The 13,537-nt window shown below is 71.7% G+C and carries 1 protein-coding gene; it reads right to left on the reverse strand.

Going from position 1 to position 13,537, the window contains the following annotated elements; genetic code table 11:
• Nucleotides 1-303: 303 nt before the first annotated feature.
• Nucleotides 304-12,906 (reverse strand): autotransporter outer membrane beta-barrel domain-containing protein, encoded by a 12,603-nt coding sequence (locus VEA62_RS10410; RefSeq protein ID WP_324821343.1) that lies wholly within the window; start codon nt 12,904-12,906, stop codon nt 304-306.
• Between the last annotated feature and the right edge of the window lie 631 nt (nt 12,907-13,537).

Raw genomic sequence — 13,537 nt, forward strand, 5'->3', positions numbered from 1 at the left:
GAGCCTACAGTGTGTCGCCGTGGGGAGGAAATGGTGGACGCGACAGGGATTGAACCTGTGACCCCTTCGATGTCAACGAAGTGCTCGTTGCCCAATGCCCATGTTATGGGTTTCGCCGATCATAGCCTGTCGTTTGGTGCGTGTTGATGCACACCTTGTCCGTTCGTGTATGGTCAGTTTCTGGTCAGCGAGGACAGAACGCCTGGTCCGTTGCTGCCTCATAGTGGTCTTTGGGAACGTCGGTGATCTGGACCGCCAGACCCGATCCGCTCCGGACACCAGGTGGGCCGGAGCGGATCAGGATCAGAACTTCATCCGCAGGTTCAGGCCCGCGGTGCGGTTGTCGGTCTTGTCGCCGAACTCCGCCTCATAGGTGAACCGGAACTCCAGGCCGTTCGCCCTGGCGATCCTCAGATCGGTCCCGATGCGCCATGCGTCCTGATCGATCGCCGTGGTGATGTTGGCAGGAACGGCCTCCGGGTTGGAGCCGAGCAGGCGGTAAGGCATCCGGATCTCGTCGCTGGAGCGGAAGACGCCCCCAGCCGTGACCTGGAAGGTGGCCTGGGTCGTGTCTGTGTCGCTGAGCACGAAGCCGACGCCCAATTCGGGATTGGCGGTCCCGAACACCTGCGTCTCCTCCAGCCCTTCAACGCCGAGACCGTCCAGCCCCTCCTCCGAGAAACCCGTCTGGTGCAGCGCTGTGGCCGAGAAATTCACGGCAGGTCGCACGAACAGGGCGCCGGCCCGACCGATATAGGCGAGATGCGCATTGGCCTGGACGTAACCGCTCTCGGGCTCCGAGGCGCCCACCAGCGGCTGGAAGACGTTGACCGAGCGCTGGGTCTCCATCCACTGCCAGCCGCCGGACAACGAAGTGCCGAACTGCAAGCCGCCGGGGCTGGTCCGCTGAAGACCGAAACTCCCGTGCATGGCCTTGCCATCGCTGCGCGACCGCTCCGCCACGTCGAACCGGTTTATCCTGTCGAAGCCGACCGCCCCCGCGAACGACCAGTTGTCGTCCAGCGGACGTTCGAACCCGGCCCTCAAGCGGGTCTCGTTGCTGGCGAACCGGAAGTGTTCGAAGTCGCCTTCGCGGTCGAAAGAACCGCCTTCGATACGCGCCCAGACGCACTGTTCGCGCGTCCGGAAGGCCGGGGATACGCAGCTGAACAACTGGCCGGCAAAGTTGTCCGCATTGGCCAACTGCGTGGCCAGAGGCGCCATCAGCGGTTCGGGGTTCAGCTCCTCGAAAATCTGGGCGTAGACATCTTCCTCGCCCACCTGGAGATTGCCGATCAGGGCCATCAGCTGGCCGATGCCGGCCGAGCCGCCCGCCTGAATGGCGAAGTCCATGTGCCGGCCCAGGTGACGCCCGTTCCGGTTCAGGAAGGGCTGGCCGAAATCGCTGACGAAGGACAGGTGAATACCCGCCTCGTCGCCCCGGACGCTGTAGTCGAGCGCCAGGGTGTCGGTGATGTCGAGTCCGTTGTCGACGCCGACGCCGCCCGTGGCGAACAGCGTCACCTCCTCGGCGTTCTCCAGCCACGTCAGCACGATATCGCCCGTGCCGTTGACGAAAGCGTCCCCGCTGACATTGACGCGGTCCGAGGCGTAGGGCCCGAAGGCCACGTCGAAGGCCAGCCGGCCGTCGGCCGTCTGGACATAGTCGCCGTCCAGTTCAACCGTATTGATGACCCGCGCCCCGTACATGAGGTTCGTGGCCGGATCGCCCATGGCGTCCAGGTCGCCGAAGGTCTCGCCGCCCGCCAGATCGATCGGCGTGCGCGAAGCGCTTAGCCCCATCAGGAAGTGACCCGCGTTGGTGAAGGTCCCGGTGCTTCCGGCGCCGTCCCGCAGGTCGATGGTGTTGAAGGCGAAGAAGGTCGCGTCGTCATTGTTGAAGAAGGCGTTGCCGCCTGACCCGAGATCGATGTTCCCGATCACCCAGCCATCGTTCAGCACGGTATCGTCGCCGCTGGTGGTGTCGATCGCCAGGCCCGAGACCGCCGAGATCGAACCCGAGCTCTGGATCAGATTGGTCGCGCCGCCGTCGAACCGCACGCCTGCGCCGGAGCCGGAGCCGCCGCGGATCAGGCCATCGGACGACAGGGTGATGTCGCCACCCCCGCCCGCGCCCAGGCTTTGGGCGAAGATGGCGGTGGAACCGACGCCGGGCGCGAAAACGGCTCCGGCGATCGACAGATCGATGGTCCCGCCAGCGCCAGCGCCGCCAGCCGTGCCGGCGAAGACTCCATCGACCCAGCCGCCACCGCCGCCGAGGCTCTGGGCGATCAGGCCATAGGCGCCCGCCCCCGTCACGACGATGTCGCCGGTCTGGTCAAAGTGGATGGAGCCGCCGTCGCCGCTGTTGTCGCTGTTCAGGGTCACGACCGGAGCCGCCACGCCGCTGAACACGGCGCCGCCGCCGCCACCGATCGATTGCAGGAACACGCCGTGCGACCGGTCGCCCGAGGTGAAGACCCCGCCATCGTTGCTCAGGTCGATATCGCCGCCGTCGCCGGCCGCGCCGCCCGTGCCGCCCAGCGCCACGTTCAGCAGATCGACACCCGAGGCGCGGATCTCGCCGCCCCCCCCGCCGATTGATTGGGCCAGCAAGCCAACGGCGTTGTCGCCCATCGTCTGCAAGCCGCCGCTGAACACGCCCGCCACATCGCCGCCGCCCAGTCCGGAGCCGGCGTCGGAGCCGAGCGTGGTGTTCAGCACCACGCCAACGGCGCCCGCCCCGTGCAGGGTCACGCTGGCGGAACCGCCGCCGCCGCCGATGCTCTGGAGGATCGCGGCAGGGGCGAGGTCGCCGGTCGTCAGGATCACGCCCGCCTGGGTTCTCAGGACATCGCCGCCGGTTTCGTTGAGGCCGTTCACGCCGCCCAGTGCGACCTCGAGCGGGCCGACCAGGGCTCCGGCAGGCGCGGTGATGTCCATGATGCCACGGCCGCCGCCGCCGCCGATCGACTGAATCAGCGTTCCGGGCGTGTTGTGGCCCGTGGTCAGGATGTTGCCCGAATGGCTGCTGTCGATGTCGCCGCCGTTGTTGTCGACCCCGTTCGAGCCGCCAAGCGTGAGATCAAAGCCGATCGCGACGATCGGATCGCCGGGCGCCGCCACGGGTTCGGCGACGAGGATCTCCGGCGCGTCCTGGTTCTTGTCGGAGCCGGGTTGGAACGGAACCGTCAGCGGCGCGGGAATGGCCGGGTCCAGCTGGGTGGCCACGACCGCGCGCACCACCACGGTGCCGCCGCCGCCGCCGACCGCCTGGCTGAAGCTGCCGACGCCATTGTCGCCGCCGACGCCCAGGGTTCCGGTCGAGTTCACGGTCACTGAGCCAGCGTTCATGCCAGAGGCGCCTTCGGCCCCGGCGCGGGCGACGACCAGCGGGTCAGGGACCACAGTGTCGCCATGGATGTCGATGAACGGCGCCCCGGGCAGACCGACGATACCGTCGAAGTCCAGGCTCAGCGTGCCGCCGCCGCCGTTGATGCTCTCGGCCTTGATGGCGACCGAGCCCTCGCCCAGCACCGTGATGTCGCCGGAATGGTTGACCGTGACGGTTCCGCCGGTTCCGCCAGTTCCGCCGCCGACCGCACCGACGACCGCCGCCACAGCATTGGACAGGACCAGGCTGTTTGCCTCGCCGGTCAGGCTGAAGCCCATGGCCGCGTTGCCGCCGCCGCCGCCGATGCTCTGGGCCACGATGCCGTGTGCGTTGGCCCCACGGGTGACGATCGCGCCGGTGTTGGTCACCGTCACCGATCCGCCGTCGCCGCCGTCGCCGCCCAACCCGCCGATCGAGATCAGGGGTGTGTTGGTGGTGGCCCCGATCACGGCGTTCGCCGCGATGACCATGCCGCCATTGCCGCCGCCGCCGCCGATCGACTGGGCCAGGATGCCGTGCGCCCCCTCGCCGGTGGTGTCGATCAGGCCGCCGTTGGTCACGGACACAGCGCCGCCGGTATTGCCAGCCCCGCCGGCCCCGCCGACGTGGAGCCCGGCCGACACGCTGTCAGAGCCGCTAACCAGCCCGGTGACCGAGATGATCGAAGTGCCGTTGCCGCCGCCGCCGCCCAGACTCTGGGCGAAGATGCCGTAGGCGCCTGCGCCTCGGGTGACGATCTCGCCGGAGTGATCCGCGCCGGTGTCCAGGTTGGTGACGGTGACGTCGCCGCCCGTGCCGCCTGTTCCGCCCGAGCCGCCGAAGTTGGCCACGAACCGGTGCGACTGCATCGACGAGCCGGTTCCGCCGCCGACCACGTCGAGCAGAATCCCCGCGTCGCCGCCGCCGCCGCCGATGCTGTTGGCGCTGATGCCGGCCGCGTCACGGCCCTCGGTGAAGATCAGGCCGCTGTTGGCGACCGAGACCGCGCCGCCGGCGCCGCCGTCCCCGCCGGAGCCGCCGACGTTGACCTCGATGGAGTCGTTGGCGCGATTGCCCTGGGCTCGCAGGTTCAGAACCATGCCGCCGACGCCGCCGCCGCCGCCGATGCTCTGCGCGCGAATGCCGTACGACAGGTCGCCCGCGGTGGCGATCACCCCTGTATTGGCCACGTCAACGTCGCCGGCGACGGCGCCTGTGCCGCCCGTGCCGCCGATGCTGACCGAGGCTGTCCGGGTCGTCGTTCCCGCCGGCGGACCGCCGATCTGAATGGCGATGTTGCGGGCGTGACCCGCCAGGCCGCCCCCGCCGCCGATCGATTGCGCCAGTACGCCATCCGAGCGGTCGCCGGTGGTGATGATCGTGGAAGCATTGTCGACGGTCACATCGCCCGACGCGGCGCCGACTCCCCCGTTTCCGCCCACGTTGACGGTCGCCGCGCCTGCGGCCCTCAGCACGAATGAGCCGGCCGCGCCGCCGACGCCGCCCCCGCCGCCGACCGACTGCGCGAAGATGCCGCGCGCATCGTCGCCACGCGTCGTGATCGCACCGGCGGCGTCCACCGTCACGTCGCCGGAGGTCGCTCCGACGCCGCCCTCGATCCCCACGGCGACGTTGGCCGAGTAGGACGCCGCGTCGGGCGTGTTGGCGCCCGAGGTGTAGGACGCGCCGACCGAGGTCGCGCTGCTCGCGCCGCCCCCGCCGCCGACGCTCTGGGCCAGGATGCCCGAGGCCTCGTCGCCGCTCGTGTCGATGGTTCCGTCTGACACGACCGAGACGTCGCCGCTGGAGCCGCCGGCTCCGCCCTGGCGGCCGATGGTGATGTTCAGCGAATTGTTGGCCAGGATGCCCAATGCCAGGTCCAGCGAGGTATTGCCGCCGCCGCCGCCGATGCTTTGGGCCCGGATGCCGACCGATGCGAGGCCGCCGGTTACGATCGTTCCGGTGTGATCGACCGAGACGTCCGCGCCCGTGCCACCCGCACCGACCGCCCCGCCGACGGCGAGGTTGAGAGCGGTTGAGTTCCGCAGCACGCCGAAGCCGATGTTGAAGTCAGCGTCGCCGCCGCCGCCGCCCAGGGACTGGGCGAACAGGCCGTCGCTGTTGTCGCCGGTGGTGACGATGTCGCCATTGTGCCGGACCGTGACATCGTCGCCGCTTCCCGCGCCGGCTCCGCTTCCACCGACGCTGATGATCGCCGCCAGGGGGTTGTCCCCGCCCGCGCGCACGGTAGCCGCGAAGGTGAAATTCATCCCGGCGCGGCCGCCGCCGCCGCCGATCGATTGAGCCACGAGGCCGTCGGAATCGTCGCCATAGGTGCGGATCACCCCGGCCGTGCTCGTCTCGACGCCCCCGACCATGGTGTAGCCGCGGGTCACCTCGACCGTGCCCGCGTTACCGCCGGAACCGCCCGAACCGCCGACGCCCAGCGCCACCGGCTGTCCCATGGGCGCGATCGCGCCGGTGCCGCTGATGCCGCCCACCCCGCCACCGCCGCCGATCGACTGGGCGAGGATGCCGTTCGAATTGCCGGTGAACTGCACGGACTCGAATCCGCCGCCCGTCGCCGGCCGGGCATTGACGAAGATGTTGCCGTTGCTGGTCAGCCGGACGTCGCCGGCGTCCGCGCCGTCGCCGCCGGTGCCCCCGACCCCGACGGCCACACCTATGCCGCGCGTGCGCTGGCCGGACGAGGTGGTTCCCAAGGTCACGTCGGCCGTGACGTTCAGGCCGCCCGATCCGCCGCCGCCGGCCACGCTTTGGGCCAGTACGCCGATCGAGTCGATGCCGTCGACCATGATCTGGCCGTTCTGGTTGACCGTCACGTCGCCGCTGCTGTTGCCGGCGCCGCCGAACCCGCCAAGGCCGAAGGCGAGCGAGGGTTCCTCGGCCGCCGGATCAGCAGTGACGCCGCCCGAGATGTTGATGCCGCCCGCACCGCCGCCGCCGCCGATCGACTGTGCCATCAGGCCCCGCGAACGGTGTCCCGAAGCGAACAGGTCGGCGTCAACGTTGGCCGTCACGTCGCGGCCGAGACCCCCGGCGCCGCCGAAACCTCCAACGCCCGCCGTCAGCTGCCCGTCGAGCGCTATGCCGCCCGAGACGTTGATGCCGCCGGCGCCTCCGCCGCCGCCAACGGACTGGGCGATGACGGCCGAACGGTCGTCGCCGACCGCGCTGACCTGCACCCGGTCCGTGCCCGGCGCCTGGATGGTCAGGTCGACCGTGCCGGCGTCGCCGCCCGCGCCGCCGAAACCGCCCACGCCCAGCGACACCACGCGGCTGGAGCTGGAGGCCCCGGGCGCGGTGATCGACAGCTGGCCGGTGACATTCAGGCCGCCGTTGCCGCCGCCGCCGCCGATCGACTGGGCGACCACCCCGTGCGACCCGTTCAGCCGCTCGCGGTGAGCCGGCAAGACGATGTCGCCGATGATGGGGAAGGTCACCGTCAACTCGTCCGTGGTGATGTCGGACTCCAGGCCGCGGGCATAGACGTTGCCGGTGATCGTGGCCGTCACATTGCCCGCGTCGCCGCCGCCGCCGCCAAAGCCGCCGACGCCGATGCCAAGGCTCCCGGCGTTGCCGCTGGTGGTGGCCGAAATGCCGCCGGAGACGTTGATCGCGCCATTGCCGCCGCCGCCGGCGAGGCTCTGGACGATGATGCCGTCGGAATTTGCCCCGTCCGTTTGCGTGTCGCCGACGCGGACCAGGCTGACATTCCCCGACGAGCCGCCCAGCCCCCCGAAGCCGCCGATGCCGATCGAGCCGGTTCCTGAGGCGCCCGTTCCGAGAGCGATGGCGCCCGAGACGTTGAGGCCGCCGTTGCCGCCTCCGCCGCCCAGACTCTGGGCCACGACGCCGTCCGCGTTGGCGCCGCTGGTCAGGTACAGGCCGTTGACAGTGGCGTCGACCGCGCCCGCGTCGCCGCCGCCGCCCCCGAAGCCGCCGACGCCCAGGCCTATGGCGACCGAGGCGTTGTTGCTGGTGGTCAGCGACACCGCGCCAGTCACATTGAGGCCGCCGTTTCCGCCTGCGCCGCCGAGGCTCTGCAGCATGGCGCCGAACGAGCCGTCGCCGGCGGTGGTCACATTGCCGTTGAGCACCCCGGTGACCGCATCCGCGTCGCCGCCGCCGCCGCCGAAGCCGCCGAGTCCGAACCCAAGCGTGCCGCTGACGCCGCTGGACGCCGTCAGCCCGCCGGTGATGTTGAAGCCGCCGTTGCCGCCGCCGCCGCCGACGCTCTGCATCAGGATGCCGTATGCGTCAGCCCCGAGGGTCGAGACGTCCCCGGTCACGGTGGCGTTGACGGTCGAGGCGTCGCCGCCATCGCCGCCGAAGCCACCGACGCCCACGCCGATATTGCCGGCGCCCGCGCCGCCTGAAATCGACAGGGCCACGCCGCCCGTGATGTTGAAGGCGCCGTTGCCGCCGCCGCCACCGAGGCTTTGATATGCCACCCCGAACGAGCGATCTCCCTCGGTCGTCACGTCGCCGGTGACGCCGCCGCTGACCGCGCCCGCATCGCCGCCCGAGCCGCCGAAGCCGCCCACGCCGACCATCAGATTGCCCGCCACGTCCTGCGAGCCGGAGATGCCGCCCGAGACGTTGAAGCCGCCGTTGCCGCCGCCGCCGCCGACCGACTGGGCCAGCACCGCCGAGGCGTCGTCGCCGGCGGTCAGGACGTCGCCGACGATTGTCGCCGCCACAGCGCCTGCGTTTCCGCCGTCGCCGCCGCCGCCGCCCACGCCCACGCCGATGTTGCCGGCCGCGGTCTGGGCCGCGGAGATGCCGCCGACGACCGAAAAGCCGCCATTGCCGCCGCCGCCGCCGACCGACTGGGCCAGGATGGCGCGTGCGCCGTCGCCCATGGTCAGGGCCGCGACCAGCGTATCGGTCGGGTCCAGCACGCCCTGGTTGACGTTGAGAGTCACGCCGCCGGAATCGCCGCCGCCGCCGCCGGCGCCGCCGACGCTGACCCCGAGGGTGCCTGCGCCCGTCTGAGCGATGGCGATATTGCCGGTGACGTTGAAGCCGCCGTTGCCGCCGCCGCCGCCGACGCTCTGGGCCACGATGGCGTCGCTGCCGCCGCCCGCCGTCTGGGTGGTGCCGGTGACCGCCAGGTTGACGGTTCCGGCGTCGCCGCCCGCGCCGCCCGAGCCTCCGACGCCGACGCTGATCGATCCGGCGCCAGTACCACTGCCGGCGATGCTGCCCGCGATGTTGAAGCCGCCCGAACCGCCGCCGCCGCCGACGCTCTGGGCCACGATGGCGTCGGACTCCGCGCCCAGGGTGGTGACGTCGCCGACGATCGAAGCGCCGACGCGCGCGCCCGCGCCGCCCCCGCCGCCGGCGCCCCCGACCCCGATCGCCACGCCCGCGGCCGCCTGACCGCCGCCGCCGATCGAGCCGGCGACATTGAAGCCGCCGTTGCCGCCGCCTCCGCCGACACTCTGCGCCAGGAAGCCTCCCGACTGATCGCCCCAGGTGGTGATGCCGACCGCCGAGGCGTCGACCTCCCCGGCGTCGCCGCCGCCGCCGCCCGAGCCGCCCACGCCGACGGAGATCGCCCCGCCGGCGTCGCCGCCGCCGCCGATGCCGCCGGCGATGTTGAAGCCGCCATTGCCGCCGCCGCCGCCGATGCTCTGCACCGTCACGCCGGTGGACTGGTCTCCGGTGGTGACCACCAGCCCCTGGGCCGCGCCGCGTACGTTTCCGCCGCGTCCGCCGCCGCCGCCGGCGCCGCCGACGCCGACGGAGATCGCTCCGCCCACATTGCCGCCGACGCCCACGCTGCCGGAGACGTTGAAGCCTCCGTTGCCGCCGCCGCCGCCCACCGACTGGACCAGCAGGCCGCCCGACTGGTCGCCGGTCGTCTGGATCGCGCCGCCCACAGTGCCGTCGGCCGCGCCGCCGTCGCCGCCGCCGCCGCCCGAGCCGCCGATGCCGATAGAGACGCCGCCGCCGCCCGCCGCCGCGCCGCCGATCGAGCCCGCCACGCTGAAGCCGCCCGAGCCGCCGCCGCCGCCGACGCTCTGCACCGTCACCGCGGTCGAGCGGTCGCCACTGGTTGACACGTCGCCGCCGATCACGCCGGTGGCCGAGCCGCCGGCGCCGCCCAGACCACCCTGGCCGCCGACTCCCGCCGCGGCGCCTATGGCGCCGCCGCCCGAGATTGAAACCGCGCCCGACACCGCGAAACCGCCATTGCCGCCGCCGCCGCCGACCGACTGGATCAGGGCCGCGCGGGAATCATCGCCAGTCGTGGCGATGTCACCATCGAACTCGACGTCGACCACGCCTCCCACGCCGCCATTGCCGCCGCTGCCGCCCACGCCCACGCTGACCGAGGCCGAGGCCGCGCCCGCGCCCGATCCGGCGACCGATACGGCAAAGCCGCCGTTGCCGCCGCCGCCGCCCACCGACTGCGCCAGCAGACCGGTCGAGAACTGGCCGCTGGTGAGGATAGCGCCACCCGAATCGATCTCGACGAGTCCGCCGGCGCCGCCATCGCCGGCGCTGCCGCCGACGCCGACCGAGAAGGCCGCCGCCGCCGTTTCGCCGGCCGCGAACGAGAAGGATACGGCGAAGCCGCCGTTGCCGCCGCCGCCGCCCACGCTCTGCGCGAACAGACCTTCGGAATAGTCGCCCTCGGTGACGATGGTCGCATCGCCATCCACGCTGACAGCGCCGCCAAGGCCCCCGCCACCGCCCGAGCCGCCAACCGCGATACTGGCGCCGACCCCGTAGCCGGCGGAAACCTGCGCGGCGAAGCCGCCGTTGCCGCCGCCGCCGCCCACGCTCTGCGCGAAGACGCCGCGCGACCGGTCTCCCGAGGTGAAGATCAGAGGCGAAACAATCTGGTCGACGCCGCCGACAGTGATCGTCCGGTCGAAGAAGTTGACATCGACCACGCCGCCGTCGCCGCCGTCGCCGCCGTCGCCGCCGACCGCCGCGCCCGCGAAGGCGCTGATCGAGCCCGACGAGCCTCCGTTGCCGCCGCCCCCGCCGACCGACTGGGCGAAGATGCCGTGGGAGTCGTCGCCCCCGGTCGTCAGGTCCCCATAGTTGTTGACCGTCACGACGCCCGAGTTTCCGCCGCCGCCGCCGGCGCCGCCGATGGTCAGGAAGACGCCGCCGCTGGAGCCGCCGTCACCGCCGCCGCCGCCGATCGACTGGACCTGCAGGGCGCTGGCGACGTCGCCGGCCGTGGTCACCGCGCCCCGATTGGTGATCGTGACCGCCCCGCCGGTGCTGAGGCCGGATCCGTTTCCGCCAAGGGTGACGAGACCGCCGCTGTCGCCGCCCGTGCCGCCGCCGCCGCCGACCGACTGGGCGAAGATGCCGCGCGCGAAGTCGCCCGCCGTGGTGATGCGGCCGGCGTTGTCCACGGTGACCGTATTGCCGTTGCCGCCGGCGCCGCCGCCTCCGCCCAGCGCCACCGCGCCGCCGCTGGCCGATCCGGACCCGCCGCCACCGCCCACCGACTGGGCGAAGACGCCGTCGGCGCCGAGGCCAAGCGTCGTGATCCAGCTGTCGGCGGTGGTCGTGACCGAGACCACGCCCGCGCCGCCGGCTCCGGCTCCGGAGCCGCCGAGGCTCACCAGCCCGCCGGACCCCAGCGCATTGCCGCCGCCGCCGCCGATCGACTGGGCGAAGATGCCGCGCGAGCCGAGCCCGGCCGTCGAAATCGTCGCCCCCGACTCGACGGTGACGTTCCCGCCCAGCCCGCCGCTGTTGCCCCGCGACCCGATGGCCACCAGGCCCCCGCTGATGCCGCCGTTGCCGCCGCCCCCGCCGATCGACTGTGCGAACACGCCGTGAGAGGACACGCCCAGCGTGGTCACGAACGACCCGGACTGGGCGAAGACCTGCGCGGTTCCGCCATTGCCGCCGGTGCCGCCGCCAGATCCGAGCGACCCCAGGCCGAGGCTCAGGCCGCCGTTGCCGCCGCCGCCGCCGATCGACTGGGAGAACAGGCCGTGGGCCGCCGAACCCTCGGTGCGCACTTCCGAGCCCGTCTGGGCTCGCACGATGGCCGTTCCGCCGTTGCCGCCGGGCGCCCCGTCGTCCGAGAAGGTGATCAGGCCGACCGCGCCTCCGGCGTCCCCGCCGATGCCGCCGATGCTCTGGGCGGTGACGCCGAACGAGCCGTCGCCGAGCGTGGTGACCAGACCGTAGTTGATGGCCTCCGCATGGCCGCCATGACCGCCCCGGTTGCCCGAGCCGCCGTCCCCGAACAGACCATAGCTGCCGCCGCCGCTGCCGGCGCCGCCGCCGAGGCTCTGGGCGAACACGCCATGGGCCGCCAGGCCGCGCGTGGTGATGGTGCTGTAGTTGATGGCCGTCGCCGTGCCGCCGGTGCTGCCCGAGCCGCCGGAGCCGCCGCTGGAAAAGACGAAGCCGGAGCCGCCCTCGCCGCCGATCCCGGCCCGGCTCTGGACGACGATTCCATGCGCGCCCGCCCCGGTCGTGGAAATGCTCGCGTAGTGCGAGGTCAGGGTGACATTTCCCCCCGCGCCGCCTGACCCGCCCGAGGCGCCGCTGGCTCCCAGATAGCCGTCGCCGCCGTTGCCGCCGTTGCCGCCGATGCTGGCGGCGATGACCCCCGGCAGGCCGGCGCTGACGGTCGTGATGCTGGTCGAGGCGTCGCCCACGTCGAGGGTGAAGTCGGGGCCGGCGTCGCCGGCTTCTCCCGAGTTCGCCGACACGAACAGGGCGCCGTCGCGTCCGCCGTCGCCTCCGTCGCCGCGCCGGATGTCGGAGAAGGCGTTGATGTCGCCCGCGCCCGCCGGGAGCGTGAAATTGCCCCCAGCCGGTCCGCCGGGGGCCGTGGTGATCGACGAGACGGTCGCCAGCGTCGAGGCGACATTCGCCGCGTCCTTGACGGCGAGGCTGACCACATGGCCGTCGCCGTCCAGCGTGACGCCGGTCACCGTGTAGTTTCCGCCGGCTGGATTGGGGAACACGTCGCCAACCGCCTGGGCCAGCAGGATCACATTGTTGAGATTGGTCCGGACCACGCCGAAGCCGAGGACCTCCACCACGGTTTCGTTCGTGTTGGTCAGCGGATTGAGCACTGACCCTCCGACCGGAATCGGCGTGATGACGGCAAGAGGACCATCGGGTTCACCCACCGCGGCGACCGGAGCAGGCGCCATTACGGGGCGCGCCGCCGCGGCCATCGGGGCGGCCATCGCGGCGCCGGCGGTGACGATCAGGGCGATCCGGCGAAGGGTGCGTTGCAGGCGACGGTTGACGACGGCGTCTGCGCGGCGCTCGCGGGCGCGCTTTTCGACGCCGCTCACCGTGCGGCGCAACCCCGACAGGGCTTCGGCGAGCACGCGGGACTCGGGATCACGACGGGAATCAAGCAGCGCGGTCAGTTCGTCCAGCTGTCGGCAGACGGCGTCAGCCTGCGCCCGCGGCAGCCGGCTGGCCTCCAGGGTCGCGGCCAGTTGCCCGACGAGGCCCGCGACACGGACGAGCCTCGACGTTCCACGCGAATAATCCGACATCTGTCCAGTCCCCCAAGGCACAGGTGTACAGCAAGCGACAAGACGCCCGATCGGCAAGAGATTTCCCTCCCCGGTAGAACGCCACGCCACATTGCCTTGTAGCGCACTGTTATCCGAACCTGAACGGGGTTAATTGTCGGGGAGCCACCCGCGTCAGTCAGGGTTCACTTGGCGCACGTGCGGCGCCAGACTGGCTCCGTCGCTGGTGCGGTCAATCAGTCGATGGAGGCCTGACGCCATCGATAATGCGAGGGCCCTGACCATCTTCGGGACAGGTGACCCTGTCAGAAGAAGAGGCGCGCCAGTAATTCGATCGACGGCCGCGAGCATCGATAGGTTCGCGTGGATGCCCGGTCGGTGTTTCGGAGGCTGGCTTCGCCCCCGGAGCTGGTTCGCCATGGCGGCTCCTCGGCGGGCAACCGATTTCCGCTACTGGCGCGGTGCTGTGGTCTGGCCCGCAGTGGTGCTCAACGTCCGCTATGGGTGGGAAGCGGACCTCAGTCGATGATCGGGCAATCGGGGACGTAGGGGGCCAACCCCAGAGCAAGCGCGGCTACAAGCAACCAGCACAAAGCAAGCTGAACGAACAGCGTTAGTCTTGACCACCGGCGGAAGATGCCGACGGCAAGGA

This window comes from Brevundimonas sp., from assembly GCF_035627475.1.
In the GTDB taxonomy this organism is placed as follows: Bacteria; Pseudomonadota; Alphaproteobacteria; order Caulobacterales; family Caulobacteraceae; genus Brevundimonas.

Excerpts from the sequence above, each read along its gene's own strand:
- VEA62_RS10410 (WP_324821343.1), bottom strand. The coding sequence starts at position 12,906 with ATGTCGGATTATTCGCGTGGAACGTCGAGGCTCGTCCGTGTCGCGGGC.